Origin of the sequence: Janthinobacterium lividum (assembly GCF_011601275.1) — a bacterium.
GTDB classification, from domain to species: domain Bacteria; phylum Pseudomonadota; class Gammaproteobacteria; order Burkholderiales; family Burkholderiaceae_D; genus Janthinobacterium; species Janthinobacterium lividum_E.
The window spans coordinates 1-17,930 of the sequence record NZ_JAAOLY010000020.1; the positions used below are offsets into that span (position 1 = coordinate 1).

The following is a 17,930-nucleotide window of genomic DNA, read 5'->3' on the forward strand; positions in this document are numbered from 1 at the left end:
CGTGAAACAACTTTGCGCCGATGATAGTGCTGCAACCAGTGTGAAAGTAGGTTATCGTCAGGCTTGTTATTCGCAGTAGAGAAAAACCCCGCCAGCAATGGTGGGGTTTTTTTTCGTCTGGTGGTTTTGTCTGGCGCCGGTGGTGGCGTCGGCTTACGCGCGCAGCGCTAAGCCGACCTACGTTTATTGGATGGCGGTAGGTCGGATTAGCGTAGCGCGTAATCCGAGAACACTGTTGGCATCGCGGGATCAGCTACCGCGGTAAGTGGAATACGACCACGGCGATACCACTAGCGGCACGTGATAATTTTCATCCGTATGCGCGATGCCGAAGGACAGAGTGACCAGGTCGATGAAGCGGGGCGAGGGCAATTCCACCCCTTGGGCGGCGAAATAGTCGCCTGCGTTGAACACCAGTTCATATTGGCCCGCCTTCATGCTGTCGCCCTCAAGCAATGGCGTGCTGCAGCGGCCGTCGCTATTGGTCATATCCATCTTCAATAACACTTTGCCTTCCGGCGCGACTGAAAACAGGGCCACCTTGACGCCGGCTCCCGGCTTGCCGTGGGCGATATCGAGTACATGCGTGCTGAGTTTTCCCATTTGCTATCCTGTATATAGGGTGAGTGAATGTGCTTATCGTGCAAATCATATACCGGCGACTGCGCCTAGCTATATGATTGGGCATATAGCCAACATTGTCCTCCTATAGGCGCGCCTCCGCATGAACAATTACGAACATTATCCACGCGACTTGATCGGCTATGGCCGTACGCCCCCCCATCCGCAATGGCCGGGAAAGGCCCGCATCGCCCTGCAATTTGTCCTCAATTACGAGGAAGGGGCGGAAAACAGCGTATTGCATGGCGATCCCGCATCGGAAACGTTTTTATCGGAGATGATCGGCGCGGCCGCTTTTCCCGCGCGCCACCTGAGCATGGAGTCGATTTACGAATATGGTTCACGCGCCGGCTTATGGCGCTTGCTGCGCATGTTCGAGGAGCGGCTCCTGCCGTTGACGGTGTTTGGCGTATCGATGGCATTGAAACGCAATCCGGAAGCGGTGGCTGCATTCCAGCAACTGGGGCATGAAATCGCCTGCCATGGCTTGCGCTGGATTTCCTATCAAAACATGGATGAAGCAACGGAACGCGAACACATGCGCGAAGCCGTGCAGATCATCCGCGAATTGACGGGGTCCGCCCCGCAAGGCTGGTACACGGGGCGCGATTCGCCGAATACGCGCAAACTGGTGGTCGAACATGGCGGTTTCCGCTATGACGCCGATTATTATGGCGACGACCTGCCATTCTGGGACAAGGTCGCGTACACGGATGCCGCCGGCATGCCGGCGGTGCAGCCGCAACTGATCGTGCCTTACACCCTGGATACGAACGACATGCGCTTTGCCGCGATGCAGGGCTTTAATTCTGGCACGCAGTTTTTCGATTACCTGAAGGATGCCTTCGACGTGCTGTACGCGGAAGGCGATCCGGACGGCTTGAATCAGCCGAAGATGTTGTCCGTAGGCCTGCATTGCCGCCTGGTTGGACGGCCTGGCCGTGCGGCCGCACTGGCGCGCTTCCTCGACTATGTGCAGGGTCATGAGCAAGTGTGGATCACGCGCCGCATCGATATTGCCGAACATTGGCATGCGACGCATCCGTTCCAGGAGTGAGTTCTATTGAGATGGGATGATAAGTAAAATCAGTCTTTGCATATAGTTGTCCCGTATGCCGGTGTTAATCTCCTATACTGGGACTATACCGAGGCCAGCATGTCAGAACCGATCCGCTTTTACTACCGTGGTGCCGTACAGGAAGTACGCGACTCCGCCCCTACGCAGACTGTGTTGCAGCACCTGCGCGAGGATTTGCATTGCACGGGTACCAAGGAAGGTTGCGCCGAGGGCGATTGCGGCGCCTGCACGGTGGTCATCGGCAGCCTGGTCGACGGCCAGGTCGAGATGAAGGCCGTCAACGCTTGCATCCAGCTCACGCCCACCCTCGATGGCAAGGCCCTGTTTTCCGTGGAAGACTTACAGCAGCCCGATGGCGCCCTGCACCCGGTGCAGCAGGCGATGGTTGAATGCCACGGTTCCCAATGCGGTTTTTGCACGCCCGGATTTGTCATGTCCTTGTGGGGTATGTATCTGGAGAAAAACGGCGAGATGCCCACGCGCTGTGAAATCGACGACACGCTGTCGGGCAATCTGTGCCGCTGCACGGGCTACCGGCCCATCATCGATGCGGCCAGACGCATGGGCGAACTGCCACATGTGGCATTTGACCGCGATGCGTTGCGAGTGCAATTGCAGGCGCTGCAGCGCGGCAGCGTGACCACGTATGAACATGGCGGCCAGCACTTCCACGCGCCCCGCACTATTGAGGAACTGGTGGCGCTGCGCGCGAAAAAGCCGCAAGCGTGCATGCTGGCCGGCTCTACCGACGTGGGTTTGTGGGTGACCAAGCAACTGCGCGACCTGGGCGACATCATTTATCTGGGCAACGTGGCCGCACTGAAAAGCATCGCCGTGAACGATGGCAAGCTGCAGATTGGCGCCGGTGCCAGCCTCAACGATGCTTATGCTGCACTGTGCCAGCATTATCCCGATGAGCTGTCGGAACTGTGGCAGCGCTTTGCTTCCTTGCCAATCCGCAACGCGGGTACTTTGGGCGGCAATGTGGCCAATGGCTCACCGATCGGCGACTCGATGCCGTGGCTGATTGCGCTGGGCAGCGAGATCGTGCTGCGTGGACCTGCTGGCCAGCGCATTATGCCGCTGGAAAACTTCTATCTGGGTTACCAAAAGAAAGACCTGCAGCCCGGTGAATTCGTCGAAGCCTTACGCGTGCCCTTGCCGCGTGCCGACGTTCATTTCCGCACGTATAAACTGGCCAAGCGCTTCGACCAGGACATCTCGGCCGTGTGCGCCGCGTTTGCCTTTGAACTCGAGGGCGAGCGCATCATCGATGCGCGCATCGCCTTTGGCGGCATGGCAGCCACGCCGCAGCGCGCCGCGCAAACGGAAGCATTCTTGCGGGGACAGGCGTGGAATGAGGATAACCTCGTCATTGCCATGCGTTTGCTGGCCGACGATTACGCGCCCTTGTCTGATGTGCGCGCGTCGAACACGTATCGAATGACGACGGCACAGAACCTGCTGCACCGCTTCTGGCTGGAAACACGCCCTGGTGCGCCGCTGTTGCGCACTGCCGTCAACGCTTACGCTTGCCGCGCCTGAAAGGACCAGCATGAACCATCCTGCCACGCCCGAATTGCAAGAAGCCACCTGGGCCGCCGTGGGCAAGCCCAGCCCCCATGAATCGGCGCAATTGCATGTGCTGGGGCAAGCCACGTACACGGACGATATCGCAGAGCTGCAAGGCACCTTGCACGCGGCGCTGGGCTTGTCGCAAAAGCCCCACGCACGCATCACGGCCATGGACCTGTCCGCCGTGCGCGCTGCTGCCGGTGTTGTCGCCGTCTATACGGCACATGACATTCCCGGCACCAATGATTGCGGCCCCATCATCCATGACGACCCCATCTTGGCTGCGGAACTGGTGCAATACGTGGGCCAGCCTATCTTCATCGTGGTGGCTGATACGCATGACCATGCGCGCCGCGCCGCTCGCCTGGCGCAGGTGTCGTATGAGGAATTACCCGCGATCATGACGCCGCAAGCGGCCAAGGCCGCTCAATCGTACGTGCTGCCGCCGATGCAGCTGACACGTGGCAACTACCAGGCCGCGTTCGAGGGCGCGCCGCACGTGGTCAAGGGCCAGCTGTATGTGGGCGGGCAGGAACAGTTTTATCTGGAAGGACAGATTTCCTACGCCATCCCGAAAGAAGCGCAGGGTATGCTGGTGCTGTGTTCGACCCAGCATCCGAGCGAGATGCAGCACGTGGTGGCGCATGCGCTGGGCGTGCATTCGCACAACATTACCGTCGAATGCCGGCGCATGGGCGGCGGTTTTGGCGGCAAGGAATCGCAGTCGGCCCTGTGGGCGGCGGCCGCATCGATTGCGGCGGCGAAACTGAAGCGCCCCGTGAAACTTCGCGCCGACCGCGACGACGACATGCTGGTGACGGGCAAGCGCCACTGTTTTTATTATGAATACGAAGTGGGCTACGACGATGAAGGCCGTATCCTTGCCGCCAAGGTCGACATGACCACGCGCGCCGGATACTCGGCCGACTTGTCCGGCCCCGTCGCCACGCGCGCCGTCTGCCATTTCGACAACACCTATTACCTGCCCGACGTGGATATCCGCGCCGCCTGCGGCAAGACGAATACGCAGTCGAACACGGCTTTCCGCGGCTTCGGCGGGCCGCAGGGCGCCATTGCCATCGAGTACGTGATTGATGAAATCGCCCGCCATTTGCAACGCGATGCGCTCGATATTCGCCTGCTCAATTTCTACGGGCGCAACGATGTAGAAGGACGCAACGTCACGCCGTATGGCCAGAAAATCGTCGACAACGTCATTCATGAACTCGTCGCCGAACTGGAAGCGAGCAGCGACTACCGCGCGCGCCGCCGCGCCATCGATGCGTTCAACGAAGCCAGCCCCATCTTGAAGAAGGGCCTGGCGTTCACGCCGCTGAAATTCGGCATCGCCTTCAACGTCACGCATTTGAACCAGGCTGGTGCGCTAGTCCACGTGTACGTGGATGGCTCCGTGCTGGTCAACCATGGCGGCACGGAAATGGGGCAGGGCATCAATACCAAGGTCATGCAAGTGGTGGCGCACGAACTGGGCCTGGACCTGGACAAGGTGCGCGCCACGGCCACCGATACGAGCAAGGTGGCGAACACGTCGGCCACGGCGGCCTCCACAGGCGCCGACCTGAACGGCAAGGCGGCGCAGGATGCGGCGCGCCAGATCCGTGAACGCCTGGCCGAGTACGCGGTCAAACTGTACGGCAGCGAAATGGATGCTGTGCGCTTCTTCGACAACCATATCCACGTGAATGGTCACGCCGTGCCATTCCCCGAGCTGGTGCAGAAGGCGTATCTGGCCCGTGTGCAATTGTGGTCGGATGGTTTTTATGCCACGCCCGGTTTATCGTGGGATGCGAAGACGATGACAGGCCATCCGTTTTCCTACTATGCGTATGGCGCGGCCGTGGCCGAAGTGGTGGTCGATACCCTGACGGGCGAATGGAAATTGCTGCGCGCGGACGCCTTGTACGACGCTGGCCAATCGCTCAATCCCGCGATTGATCTGGGCCAGGTGGAAGGCGCATTTATCCAGGGCATGGGCTGGCTGACGACGGAGCAGCTGTGGTGGAATGCGGCGGGCAAGCTGATGACGCATGCTCCATCGACCTATAAAATTCCCGGCATTTCCGATTGCCCGGAAGACTTCCGTGTGAACCTGTTCCAGAACCGCAACGTGGAAGACAGCATCCACCGTTCCAAAGCCGTGGGCGAGCCGCCGCTGCTGTTGCCGTTTTCCGTCTTTTTTGCCATCCGCGACGCCATTTCCAGCGTGGGCCATCACACCGTGCAGCCACCGCTCAATGCGCCCGCCACCAGCGAGGAAATCCTCAAGGCGATCATGGCCGTGCAAGCGGCGCATGCCGGCGCATAGGAGCAGAAGATGAGCGAATGGCTGACAGCGATGGACGACGACACGCAGGCATCCGTGCTGGTGACGGTCGCCCTGGTCGAAGGTTCCGGTCCGCGCGAGGCGGGCGCGAAGATGCGCGTCAGTCTCGATGGCCAAGTCGATACCATCGGTGGTGGCCACCTGGAATTGCGCGCCGTGGAAATTGCCAAGACCATGCTGGCCACGAGCGATACCCATGCGCGGCTCGAGCGTTTCGCGCTGGGGCCCAGTCTCGGGCAATGCTGTGGTGGTGTCGTCCACCTGGCGTTCGAGTATATCGATGCCAGCCTGAATGCGTTACTGGCCGCCTTGCGCAAACGCCGCCAGCAAGACAGCTGGCGGTTGACGGCGCTCGACGGCGAACCTGCCTCGGCCCTGTTCGACGCTGCCGGTAGCTTGATCGCCGGCACTGGCGAACAGGCGCCTGACACGTTTTTGCGCGAGCGCGCAACCCATGTCGCTCAGGATAGCCAAGGGCGGCGCTGGCTGGTCGACCCTTGCCTGGCGCCGCGCGCGCACCTGACCTTGTTCGGCGCCGGCCACGTGGGCGCCGCCATCGTGCGTGCGCTGGCCCACTTGCCCTGCAATATCACCTGGGTCGATGAGCGCGAAGACATGTTTCCCGCGCAACTACCTGATAATGTACGCATCGCCGCCACCGATACGCCCGAGGAATTTGTCGCCATGGCGCCACCCAGTGGCAGTTTTCTCGTCATGACGCACAGCCATGCGCTCGATCAACGCTTGACGCAAGCCATCATGGAGCGCGAGGATGCGGGCTGGTTCGGGCTGATCGGTTCGCACACGAAACGCAAGCAGTTCGAGCACCGCCTGCAGGCGCGCGGCGTGCCGGACGAGCGCATTGCCGCCATGGTGTGCCCGATCGGCATGCCTGGTATCCGCAACAAGGCGCCGGCCGTGATCGCCGCGTCCGTTGCCTGTCAATTACTGATGGTGTGGGAAGAGGCGGCCGCTGCCGCCCTGGCCGCACCTCTGCGGCTGGCCTCTGCCAGCGCGCCACCGCGACGCCCAACACGCGCCGCCATTCACCCGTTATAGAAAGAAGTCATGCCGATTGTTCCTGCCACATTGCAAGCTTACCGAGCCAGCTTGCTGCACTTCCACGCCGATCCCGCCTTCAGCGAGGAGGCGCATGCCTGGCATGCGGATGGCTTGCTGATCGTGGCCGATGGCAAGGTCGTGGCAGCCGGCGATTACGCGCAACTGCAGGCGACCTTGCCGCCTGACACGCAGATTGTCGATTACCGCGGCAAGCTGATCGTGCCCGGTTTCATCGATACGCACTTGCACTTCCCGCAGACGGAAATGATCGCCTCGCCCGCGCCGGGTTTGCTGCCATGGCTGGAAACGTACACTTTTCCCGCCGAGCGCGCGTTTGAGAATCCCGAGCATGCGCGCAACGTGGCCGAGTTTTTCCTCGACGAACTGCTGCGCTGCGGCACCACTACGGCGATGGTGTATGGCAGCGTGCATCCGCAATCGGTCGATGCCTTCTTTGGTGCCAGCGAGGCGCGCGGCTTGCGCATGGTGGCGGGCAAGGTCATGATGGACCGCAATTGCCCTGAGTTCCTGCGCGATACGGCCGAGTCAGGCGCGCGCGAAAGCGAAGAGCTGATCCAGCGCTGGCACAAGCACGGCCGCTCGCTGTACGCGATCACACCGCGTTTCGTGCCGACGTCGACGAATGAACAGATGCATCTGGCGGGCGAGCTGGCGCGCGCCTACCCGGATACGTATCTGCAAACCCACGTGTCGGAAAACGAGGATGAATGCCGCTGGGTACGCGAACTGCATCCGCAGGCGCGCAGCTACCTCGATGTGTATGACCACTACGGCATGCTGCGCCCGCGCGCCATGTTCGGCCATTGCATCTGGCTCGATGAGCGCGACCGCGCGCGCATGGCGGAAACGTCGTCGGCGGCCGCCATTTGTCCTACGTCCAACCTGTTCCTCGGTAGCGGCTTGTTCGATTTCGAGCGGGCCGACGCGGCGAAAGTGCTGCTGTCGCTGGCCACCGATGTGGGCGGCGGCACCTCGTTCTCAATGTTGCAAACAATGAACGAAGCCTATAAAGTAGCACGCTTGAAAGGCAGCTATCTGCCCGCCTTGCGCATGTTTTACCTGGCGACTCTGGGCGCGGCGCGCGCCATGCAGCTGGAAGGCACTCTGGGCAATTTCACGGCAGGCACAGAAGCGGACTTCATCGTGCTCGACAAGCAATCGACGCCGCTCCTCGAGCGCCGCACGGCTGGCTGTCAAAGCCTGGAGGAATTGCTGTTTGCCTTTGCGCTGTTGGGCGACGACCGCGCCGTGGCCGCCACCTATTCGGGCGGGCAATGCGTGCATGTGCGGGGGCAGGGCTGACCTACCCGTTGTTCAACACGAATTATCCTGAGCGAGAACGCGAATGCACAAGAAACTCACTGGCCTGGCGCTTGGCGCCGCGCTGGCATTGACCGGAACGGCGCAGGCCGCCAAGGCCGTGCCCACCCCGTCTTCCAACGAAGCGGCTACCGCGCGCCATTTCGCCGCCCTGCTTGCTGGTGCGCAGCCGAAGACAGCCGAGTTGAGCCTGTTCTTTTCCATGATGCCCAAGGGCGGCGACTTGCATCATCATTACTCGGGCGCCATCTACGCCGAGCAATTCCTCGACTGGGTCGACAAGGAAAACTATTGCGTCAACAAGACAACCTACCGCATCGAAAGCAACAAGGACGTCGTGGCGGCTGAGCGCGCCAAACCGGCCGCGCAGCGTGGCTGCCTGTCGTCCACGGAAGTGTTTGCCGACGCGGGCCTGTATGCGGAATTGCTGCAGCGCTGGTCGACCAAGGATTTCTATAACCACAGCGCCATCCAGACGCCGCCGGACCGCACTTTTTTTGACACCTTCGGCTACTTCGGTCCCGTCGCGTCGAGCAACACGGCCGACGGCTTGAAAACCCTGAAGCAGCGCGCCATCGCGGAAAACCTCAGCTACATCGAGACGATCTTCGAACTGTCGCCATTCGTGCAAAACGCGCAGTTCGACCAGCAGGTGCTGGCGCCGGGCTTGCAGCCGGCAGCGTTGCAAGCCGTGCTGGTCAACTGGACGCAGAATCTGGAGCAGGATGCCAGCTTCCAGAAAAGCATCACCGCCTACAACGACAACGTCAACGCCAGCAGCGCCGGCATCGACGATGCGAACTTCACCATGCGTTACCAGGCGTATGTGCTGCGCTTCCTGTCGCCATCGCAAGTGTTCTCGTCCATGGTGGCCGCGTTCAAGGCCGCCAGCCTGAATCCGCTGCTGGTGGGCGTGAACATCGTGGGCCAGGAAAGCGTGAATGTGTCCATGCGCGACTACAGCCTGCACATGGAAATGTTCAAGTTCCTCAAGGCCAAATATCCGAACGTCAAGATCGCCCTGCACGCCGGCGAGCTGGCGCTGGGCATGGTACCGCCGGAAGGTATGGCATTCCATATCGCCGAAGCCGTCGATGTGGCGGGCGCCGACCGTATCGGTCACGGCATGGACATCGCGTACGAAAACAATGCGCTGTCGACCATGCAGAAGATGCGCGAACGGGACATCCCCGTGGAAGTGAATCTGACCAGCAATGATTACATACTCGGTATCAAGGGGCAGGCGCATCCGATTACCCTGTACCGCAAGTATGGCGTACCGTTCGTCATTTCCACCGATGACGCGGGCGTCTCGCGCAATACCTTGTCGAATGAATACGTGCTGTTTGCCAGCCAGTACAAGACCGATTATGCGGAAATCAAAAAGCTGTCGTATAACAGCCTGCGCTATTCCTTCCTGGCGGAAGCAGACAAGCAGCGTTTGCTGAAAGCGCTCGATGCCCGTTTTATCCGTTTTGAAGCGCAAATTGCCGCGGCTGACAAGGCAGGCAAGGGTGACAAGGGTGGCAAACCGTAAGTTGCGTGACGTTCGCAACTGATACTTTTAAATGGCCGGATTTTCCGGCCATTTTTTATTCTTCATCTTAAATACCATGCTGTTATTTTGTTAATTTTGTGGCGGCCATGCGACACAATTAACGGCAGATACACGACTTTATCCGATTTCATGGATGAATCAATTTCAAGTACATATTGCTCATTTATAATCACGCGCCATAAGCCCGGACGCTGTCATCACGATATCAATCCAGCTAGTTACCCTATGCTATTTATATTTTAAATATATAAATATGTAAAAAAAATCGTATTTGTCATCCATTTTTTGATGATGCATAGTGAGATGAAGATGATATTAAAAAGTCACAATTCATCTGGGCGATATCGTATGAAGATGGGTATTTGCAGTAAATAAAGGTGAGATGCAGAGTGAAACAAACAGTCGCGCAGCTAAATGACGACATTCTTCTGTATTTTGCCGCCGTGTCACAGTCTTGAAATATTTAACAATTACACTCGCGGCTTGCCATGTTAGCCGGGTAAGCATGTGGGATGAATGACACAGGTGCTAGCGCCCTGGGTCGTACGGATCGGTCGCAGTTTTCTTCCGCCGTAATTGTCTGGATAGGAATAGTTGTGATGTGTGGAGCGGCGTTTTGCGATGGTCTTGTCAGGACCGCAGCCAGTCCAGCCGGCGTAACAGTTGCAGCATCGTAAAGAGGAGATCTTGTGTTTGTGTTGCTGTGCGGCGCAGCCGGACGGTGGGCAATCCAGGATTTTCAAAAATAATAGTCTTTTCTGGGGTTAAAGATGATCAATCACAAACGACTTCGGCTGACGCAAATCGCGTTAAGCCTGTCTATTGCACTGGCGGCGGCACCATCGTTCGCACAGAACACTACCTCGGCCATCAGCGGACGTATCTCGTCCAATGACGGCAAGCCTGCAGCTGGCGCCCAGGTCAATATCGTTCACGTTGAATCTGGCTCCGCCAGCAACGTGACCACCGATGCAGAAGGCCGTTATGTTGCACGTGGCTTGCGCGCAGGCGGTCCTTACACGATCACCATCACCAAGAATGGCGAAGTGGAAAAACGCGAAGGCGTCTTCATCCAGTTGGCTGAAACGGCCAGCGTCGATGCGACCTTGGGCTCGCAGATGCAAGTGGTGAATGTGAGCACGAACGCCATCCGCAACCAAGTGTTTAACCGCAACAACATGGGTGCTGGCACCAATATCAGCCCGACCGAACTGGCAACCCAGGCGTCCATCTCGCGCAGCCTGCAAGATTACGCCCGCGCCGATCCGCGCCTCTCGCAAACCGACAAGGAACGCGGCGAAATTTCCGTGGCTGGCCAGAACTCGCGTTACAACTCGATGACGATTGACGGCGTTGCCGTGAATGACACCTTCGGCCTGGAAGCTTCCGGTACGGCTACTGGCAAACAACCGATCTCGATCGAAGCGATCCAGTCGGTGCAAGTGAACGTCGCCAACTATGACGTGACGCAAAAAGGTTACACGGGCGCCAACATCAACGCCGTGACCAAGTCTGGTACCAACAAGGTTAAGGGCAGTGTTTACTACGTGTTCCGCAATGACAGCACCGCTGGCGACCGTTACAACGACACCACCGGCGCTTACTACGCACCGCCAAAATCCAAAGATACCACCAAGGGCATCACCCTGGGCGGCCCGCTGATTGAAGACAAACTTTTCCTGTTTGCTAACTACGAAGAAACCAAGAGCTCGCGCGGCGCTCCAGCTTTCGGTCCGGTCGGCAGTGCGCAAACCAATGTGGCAGTTACCCAATCGGCCATTGACGGTGCCATCGCCATCGCCAAGGACAAGTATGGCATCCCTATCGGCAGTCTGGCGATCCCTGACGGTTCAGCATTTACGGCCAAGGAAAAGCTGCTGAAGCTGGACTGGAACTTAACCGATAGCCAGCGCATCATGTTGCGTTACGCTAAGACTGAGCAGGCTGAGCCTATTTACACGGGTTTCTCGCCGACGGGCCTGTCGTTGAGCTCTTACTGGTACAACCAGGAAAAGAACCTGGAAACCCTGGTTGGCCAATGGACAGCTGAATGGACCCCGACGTTCTCGACCGAAGTCAAAGTTTCGTCGCGCAAGTATGATAGCGTGCCGAAAAACAATGCTTACTTGCCAGCCATGGGCTTGCAGTTCTCGGGTGCGTTGCCGGATGGCGCGCCAGCCAGCTTGGCTACCGGTAACCGCTTCCTGAACTTTGGTACGGAACAAAGCCGCCAGATGAACGTGCTGGGTACCAAGACCAAAGATTTCTATGCGGCCGGTACCTGGGCGCTGGGCGATCACGAAGTCAAGTTCGGCACCGACTACAGCAAGAACGATGTCTACAATGCATTCTTGCAAAACGTTAACGGTAACTACACCTTTGGCTGTATCAACAGCAGCACCAAGGTCACGTATTCGTTCGGTGCTATCGATTGCGGCAACAAGGCCACGACTGCAGCACAGATTCAAGCTGCCGTACTGGAAAACTTCAGGCTGGGTCGACCAAGCTCGTACAGCTATCAGGTACCGCAGCCGGGTCGCACCTTGGCTGACGCCACTGCAACGTTCTCGTTGAAAAACCTCGGTTTGTTCGTGCAAGATACCTGGGACGTCAGCAAGCAACTGACCATCAGCGCCGGCTTGCGCGTCGATGGTACCCGCATCGGCGAAAAGCCCATCTACAATCCGACTGCGGCGCTGCCAACGGTCGCACGTACCAGCCAGTATGGCCGTCAAACGGGTGGTTTCGGTGTGGATAATACGCGTACCATCGACGGTGAAAACCTGTACCAGCCACGCGTCGGTTTCAACTACAAGTTTGACTCGGCACGTCCGACGCAGCTGCGCGGTGGCTTCGGCCTGTTCCAGGGCGCGGCAGCTAGTGTCTGGCTGGGCAATCCATACCAGAACACCGGCATGGCTACGCAAAACTACACATGCTCGTCTTCGGCCGGTACCTGCCTGGACACGCCTGGCTTCTTCAACCCAGATCCAACCAAGCAGCCTACCAATCTTGGTCCTGTGATCCCGGCGATGAAGGTGGACTTGCTGAGCACTGATTTGGCGCAACCTTCGGTGTGGAAAGCCAACTTGGCATTCGAACATGAATTGCCATGGATGGGTCTGATCGTAGGTGCAGAGTATCTGCGTCTGCAAACCAAGAACTCGATCTACTACCAAGAGCTGAATCTGGGGGCGCCAACGGCAACCGGTAGCGATGGCCGTCCTCTGTACTATGGCAAGAACGCGTATGACGCCACGTGCTGGAATGCTTCGGGCAGCTTGAAAGGTGGTGCATCTTGCAGCGCCTTGACCAAGGCGGGCTCCAATGAGAAATTCGGCCAAGTGCTGATGGCTACGAATACTGACAAGGGTGCATCGAACGTGTTGACGCTGTCGCTGCGTAGCCCGCTGCGCGAAGGCCTGTCGTGGGGTTCGTCGTACACATATAGCGATGCCACGGAAGTGTCGCCGCTGACGTCGTCGACGTCGAGCTCGAACTGGGGCGGCCGTGCCGTCTTCAATCCGAACGAGAATGTCGCGTCGAACTCGAACTACATGGTCAAGGATCGTTTCACTGCCAACGTCAACTGGCAAAAACGCTTCTTCGGTGAATACAAGACCACGTTCGGTCTGTTCTATGAAGGCCGTAGCGGCAAGCCATACAGCTGGACCATCAACAATGACTTGAACGGTGACGGTCTGGCCGGCAACGACCTGATGTACATTCCTAAAGCGCCAGGTTCGGGTGACGTCGTGTTTGCCGGCGCCACGCCAGCGGCACGTGCTGCCAACGAAGCAGCGTTCTGGAGCGTCGTCAATGCGAATGGCGACCTGCGTAAAGCCAAGGGCGGCGTGATTGGCCGTAACGAAAGCTTTGCACCATGGACTAACAGCTTCGACGTGCGTCTGAGCCAGGAAGTGCCAGGCCTCTTCAAGGGTCACAAAGGTATCTTTACTTTCGATATCTTGAACGTTGGTAACATGCTCAACCGTAAATGGGGCCGCATCAATGAGGTGGCCTTCCAGTCGGCCGGTGGTCAAGTACGCAGCTTCGTTGACTACGTGGGTATGGAAAACGGTAAGTACGTCTACAACACCCGCGCTGTGGTGGAGGACCTGGAAACGCGTCAAGCCAAAGGCGAATCGCAATGGGCACTGCAAGCAACGATCAAGTACGAGTTCTAATCTCGTCCTTGCCTCGTAGCTTGGCAAACTAAAAAACGGCTGGTGGCGACACCAGCCGTTTTTTTTATAGACAAGATGGTTTACTCTTTCCTTTTTTCAAGAAATATCGATTCCATGGCTCACTTCCTACGCACTCCGGTCGCTGCTGCGACCCTGATCCTCATCCTGTCCGGCTGCAGCAATTTCGCTTCCGCGCCACAGGCTGCGCCGAGCGGGCCGATTGAAGTGAACCTGGTCGCCCTGAACGACTTCCACGGCAACCTCGAGCGCAGCAAATTTACCTACACGAGCGCCGCCGATGCCGAGCGCAAGACGGTGCAGGCCGGCGGTATCGATACCTTGTCCGGTGCATTGACGGCGTGGCGCCGTGAAGACGCGCAGCTGATCTTTGTCGGCAATGGCGACCTGGTCGGCGCCAGCCCCGCCATGTCGGCGCTGTGGGCGGACGAACCGAGCATCGTGGCCATGAACATGCTGGGCATGAAGGCCAGTTCCGTCGGCAACCATGAATTTGACCAGGGCAAGGCGGAATTGCTGCGCCAGCAGCGCGGCGGCTGCGAGTCCTCGCGCGCCGACAAGGCGTGCAAGTTCACGCCTGACTTCAAGGGCGCCAGCTATACCTATATGGCGGCCAACGTGATCGACACGCAGACGGGCAAGTCCCTGCTGCCGGCCTACCGCATCGAAGAAGCGCATGGCGTCAAGGTGGGCCTGATCGGCGCCGTGCTGAAAGATACGCCGTCCGTGGTGACGGCCGCCGGCATTGCCGGCCTGCAGTTTGGCGATGAAGCCGACGCTATCAATGCGACCTTGCCGCAATTGCGCGCACAAGGCGTGGGCGTGTTCGTCGTGCTGCTGCACCAGGGCGGCGAGACGAAGGAAGCCGTCGACCAGCCCGATTGCAGCCACTTGAAGGGTGAAGTGGTCGACGTGGTGAAACGCCTCGACCCGGCCATTCAGCTCGTCATCAGCGGTCATTCGCACCAGGGCTATCTGTGCCGCGTCGATGGCCGGCTGGTGACCCAGGCGCAGATGGGCGGACACATGTTGACGCGCATCAAGCTCAAGGTCGATCCCGTCAAGAATGCGCTGATCGATGCCAGCGCGCAAAACGTCGTCATGCTGCCAGGCATGTATGAGCCGGACCCGGCAGTGGCAGCCTACCTGGAATCGGTCAAGCAGCGCAGTGCGGCGGAACTGTCGCGTCCCGTGGCCGTCATTGCCGTGCCGAACGTGAGCCGCAGCACCAAGGGCAGTGGCGCTTCTCCACTGGGCGACCTGGTGGCCGACAGCACCCTGTTCGGCACGCGCGCCGCCGGTGCACAAATCGGCCTGATGAATAATGGCGGCATCCGCAAGGACCTGGAAGCGGGCTCCGACCTGATGACGAACGTGGGCCAGAACCAGGCCGTGGTCCCGTTCGGCAATACCTTGATCGTCGTGAGTCTTTCCGGCGCTCAAATCCGTACCTTGCTCGAGCAGCAATGGCCGGGCGCCGAAGCGGAAGACAGCAACCTGCTGCAAGTGTCCGAAGGTTTTAGCTACCGCTGGGACAGCACGCAGCCGCAAGGCCAGCGCGTGCTGCCGGGCAGCATCATGCTCAATGGCATTCCTCTTGAAGACAATCAACAATACCGTGTCGCCGCCAACAGTTTCCTGGCCGGCGGCGGCGACCGATTTACCGTGCTGGCGGCCGGCACGCGCCGCCTGGACACGGGCGTGCGCGACATCGACGCCTTCAGCGACTATCTGATCTCCCGCGCGCGCGCCGGCAAGCCGGCAGGCAGCGCCACGGCGGCGGGCCGCATCGTGCGCGTCAAATAACATTTACCAGGAAAAACCATGCGTCGCTTATTTGTTTCTATAGTTCTGTCCAGCCTGTTCGCGGGTACGGCCCACGCCGATTTCACCATTCCCGGCTTTGAGCTGGTGCACACGTCGCCCGTGGAAACGAGCTTGACCAATCCCGACCTGCGCGAGCCTGTTGCCGTATGGAGCGAGCTGTTCGATGGTGCAAAGAAAGAGATCGTCATCGCCCAGTTCTACGCCGTCAGCAAACCGGGCACGGCTTTTGAAAAAGTGCTGGCCAGCCTGACGGCGGCCGGCCAGCGCGGCGTAAAAATCCGCTTCCTGCTGGACCAGAAGGGCGTGGGCCTGTCGGAAGCGGCCACCATCGCGCAGCTCAAGGCGATTCCCAACCTGGACTTGCGCCTGATCGATTTCAACAAGGTGACGGGCAACGGCATCGTGCACGCGAAATACCTGGCCGTCGATGGCCAGGTGGCGTACATCGGCAGCCAGAATTTCGACTGGCGCTCGTTCGAGCACATCCATGAGACGGGCTTGAAAATCACGGAAGCCGCCATGGTTGGCCAGGTGCAGGCGATTTTCGAACAGGATTGGCAAGCCCAGGCATTGACGTCGCAGGGCAGCCGCGCCACGGTTCTCAACGGCAAGGTGGTGCCCGCCAACTACGCGCAGAACGCTTTCTTGCTGGCCAGCCCGAATGCCTACAACCCGGCCGGCGTGGGCGACTCGGAAACGGGCTTGCCCGCCTTGCTGGCGCAAGCGCAAAACGAAGTGCGCATCCAGTTGCTCGACTACGCGCCGCTGTCGTACGGCCCGAACCGCACGCGGCCGTATTATGCCGTGATCGACAACGCCGTGCGCGCGGCTGCCCAGCGCGGCGTGAAGATCAAGCTGATGGTATCAAGCTGGAATACGGAAGCGCCGGCCATTGCCTACCTGAAAAGCCTGGCCCTGGTGCCGAACGTGGAAATTCGCATCGTCACCTTGCCGACGGCATCGACGGGCTTCATTCCGTTTGCGCGCGTGATCCACAGCAAGACCATGACCATCGACGGCAAGCTGGCCTGGGTCGGCACGAGCAACTGGGCGGGCGGCTATTTCGACTTGTCGCGCAACCTGGAAGTGGTGCTGCGCAATGAACAGATGGCGCAGCGTATTGCCGCGCTGCATGAGCAGACGTGGAGCTCGGCGTATGCGCAGCCGATCGATATCAACAAGCAGTATCCGAAGCCGGCCAAGGCTGCGCCACAAGCAAAGGAGTAAGCGTGAAAAAATTGATGACCGTGCTGGCGCTGGGTGCCGCTTTTGCTTCCGGCAATGTGCTGGCCTGGGGCAATGATGGCCACCGGGCCGTGGGCGCCATCGCCGATCAATTGCTCAAGGGTAGCGCGGCGCAGGCGCAAGTGGCGAAATTGCTGCTGCCGGGCGAAAGCCTGGAAAAGATCGCCAACTGGCCTGATTGCGTGAAGGGCACGTATTGCGGCCCGCAAACACCGGAAATGCTGAGCTATGTGGCGGCCAATCCCAAGCATGGCGAATACCATTACACGAACGTGCCGTTCCAGAACGCGCACTATCACGACCATGGCGTGGGCACGGCCGACGACGATATCGTGCAGACGCTCAAGCAGGCGATCCTGGTGTTGCAAGGCAAGGCTGATGCGGCCAGCAATCCGCACGGCTTCAGCCAGCGCGAAGCATTGATCCTGATCACGCACCTGGTGGGCGATATCCACCAGCCGCTGCATGTGGGTAATGCATTTGTTGGCAAGGATGGCCAGTTTTTCGCGCCCGTTACGCAGGCGCAGATCGACGACGTCACCATTTTCAATGCGCGCGGCGGCAACGACTTGCTGCTCGACGATGCGAAGATGACGGCGCTATCCGATGCCGTGATCCCTGCGCCGCTGCCGGCCGACGATGGCGCGGCCAAGCCGGTAAGTAGCTATCCGAAGTCTCCCACCAAGCCCCTGCATTCGTATTGGGATACGACCGTGGTCGATTACGCCATGCGCCGCCTGAGCACGCGCACGCCGCAGCAGTTCGCGCGCACCGTGATCGCCAGCCAGCCACAAGTGAGCAGCAACACCGGCGACCCTGCCACCTGGCCGTATCAGTGGGCCGATGCCTCGTTGGCGGCCTCAAAAATTGCTTTCACGGACGTGGTGGCCGGCCCGGCCACGCAGCATACGAGCCGCAAGGGCGAGGTCTACAACGTCTGGAGTTTGACTGTGCCAGATAATTATCCCGTGCCCAGCTCGGCGCTGGCCAAGCAGCAGCTGATCGAGTGCGGCTATCACCTGGCGGCCGTGTTGCAGGCGATCTGGCCGCAGTAACGATGTCATTCGAAAGCGG

General features: G+C 59.4%; 11 protein-coding genes. 10 read left to right on the forward strand and 1 reads right to left on the reverse strand.

Annotation, left to right across the window (positions count from 1 at the left end):
• Positions 1 to 249 precede the first annotated feature (249 nt).
• Positions 250 to 603 carry a hydroxyisourate hydrolase gene (uraH, locus tag GYK42_RS24340; protein WP_086140153.1) on the reverse strand — a complete coding sequence of 118 codons (354 nt, stop codon included), beginning with the start codon at positions 601 to 603 and terminating at the stop codon, positions 250 to 252.
• A gap of 121 nt (positions 604 to 724) precedes the next feature.
• On the opposite strand from uraH, the gene puuE reads away from it, so the two are divergent.
• From puuE to GYK42_RS24390, 10 genes are all read left to right on the forward strand, one after another.
• On the forward strand, positions 725 to 1,678 hold the full coding sequence (gene puuE, locus GYK42_RS24345; protein WP_166449584.1) for an allantoinase PuuE: 954 nt from the start codon (positions 725 to 727) through the stop codon (positions 1,676 to 1,678).
• Between the two features lie 99 nt (positions 1,679 to 1,777).
• A complete protein-coding gene (gene xdhA, locus GYK42_RS24350; RefSeq protein ID WP_166449585.1) occupies positions 1,778 to 3,244 on the forward strand; it encodes a xanthine dehydrogenase small subunit in 1,467 nt (488 codons plus the stop codon).
• Positions 3,245 to 3,254: 10 nt separating this feature from the next.
• Entirely contained in the window at positions 3,255 to 5,600 is a 2,346-nt protein-coding gene (xdhB, locus tag GYK42_RS24355; RefSeq protein WP_166449586.1) for a xanthine dehydrogenase molybdopterin binding subunit, read from the forward strand.
• Between the two features lie 9 nt (positions 5,601 to 5,609).
• Positions 5,610 to 6,677 carry a xanthine dehydrogenase accessory protein XdhC gene (gene xdhC, locus GYK42_RS24360; protein ID WP_166449587.1) on the forward strand — a complete coding sequence of 356 codons (1,068 nt, stop codon included), beginning with the start codon at positions 5,610 to 5,612 and terminating at the stop codon, positions 6,675 to 6,677.
• A 9-nt stretch (positions 6,678 to 6,686) separates the two neighbouring features.
• The gene (guaD, locus tag GYK42_RS24365) at positions 6,687 to 8,003 is read left to right on the forward strand and encodes a guanine deaminase (RefSeq protein WP_166449588.1); all 1,317 of its coding nucleotides are present in this window, start codon (positions 6,687 to 6,689) and stop codon (positions 8,001 to 8,003) included.
• A 43-nt stretch (positions 8,004 to 8,046) separates the two neighbouring features.
• Positions 8,047 to 9,558 carry an adenosine deaminase family protein gene (locus GYK42_RS24370; protein ID WP_166449589.1) on the forward strand — a complete coding sequence of 504 codons (1,512 nt, stop codon included), beginning with the start codon at positions 8,047 to 8,049 and terminating at the stop codon, positions 9,556 to 9,558.
• A 791-nt stretch (positions 9,559 to 10,349) separates the two neighbouring features.
• Positions 10,350 to 13,766: a TonB-dependent receptor gene (locus GYK42_RS24375; RefSeq protein ID WP_166449590.1), complete on the forward strand. Its 3,417-nt coding sequence runs from the start codon at positions 10,350 to 10,352 to the stop codon at positions 13,764 to 13,766.
• Between the two features lie 114 nt (positions 13,767 to 13,880).
• Positions 13,881 to 15,590 carry a bifunctional metallophosphatase/5'-nucleotidase gene (locus GYK42_RS24380; RefSeq protein WP_166449591.1) on the forward strand — a complete coding sequence of 570 codons (1,710 nt, stop codon included), beginning with the start codon at positions 13,881 to 13,883 and terminating at the stop codon, positions 15,588 to 15,590.
• A gap of 18 nt (positions 15,591 to 15,608) precedes the next feature.
• Positions 15,609 to 16,838, forward strand: coding sequence for a phospholipase D-like domain-containing protein (locus tag GYK42_RS24385; RefSeq protein ID WP_166449592.1), 1,230 nt, complete (start codon positions 15,609 to 15,611; stop codon positions 16,836 to 16,838).
• A gap of 2 nt (positions 16,839 to 16,840) precedes the next feature.
• Positions 16,841 to 17,911, forward strand: a complete 1,071-nt coding sequence (locus GYK42_RS24390) for a S1/P1 nuclease (RefSeq protein WP_166449593.1) — start codon at positions 16,841 to 16,843, stop codon at positions 17,909 to 17,911.
• Positions 17,912 to 17,930: the final 19 nt, after the last annotated feature.

Excerpts from the sequence above, each read along its gene's own strand:
- uraH (WP_086140153.1), bottom strand. The coding sequence starts at position 603 with ATGGGAAAACTCAGCACGCATGTACTCGATATCGCCCACGGCAAGCCG.
- puuE (WP_166449584.1), top strand. The coding sequence starts at position 725 with ATGAACAATTACGAACATTATCCACGCGACTTGATCGGCTATGGCCGT.
- xdhA (WP_166449585.1), top strand. The coding sequence starts at position 1,778 with ATGTCAGAACCGATCCGCTTTTACTACCGTGGTGCCGTACAGGAAGTA.
- xdhB (WP_166449586.1), top strand. The coding sequence starts at position 3,255 with ATGAACCATCCTGCCACGCCCGAATTGCAAGAAGCCACCTGGGCCGCC.
- xdhC (WP_166449587.1), top strand. The coding sequence starts at position 5,610 with ATGAGCGAATGGCTGACAGCGATGGACGACGACACGCAGGCATCCGTG.
- guaD (WP_166449588.1), top strand. The coding sequence starts at position 6,687 with ATGCCGATTGTTCCTGCCACATTGCAAGCTTACCGAGCCAGCTTGCTG.
- GYK42_RS24370 (WP_166449589.1), top strand. The coding sequence starts at position 8,047 with ATGCACAAGAAACTCACTGGCCTGGCGCTTGGCGCCGCGCTGGCATTG.
- GYK42_RS24375 (WP_166449590.1), top strand. The coding sequence starts at position 10,350 with ATGATCAATCACAAACGACTTCGGCTGACGCAAATCGCGTTAAGCCTG.
- GYK42_RS24380 (WP_166449591.1), top strand. The coding sequence starts at position 13,881 with ATGGCTCACTTCCTACGCACTCCGGTCGCTGCTGCGACCCTGATCCTC.
- GYK42_RS24385 (WP_166449592.1), top strand. The coding sequence starts at position 15,609 with ATGCGTCGCTTATTTGTTTCTATAGTTCTGTCCAGCCTGTTCGCGGGT.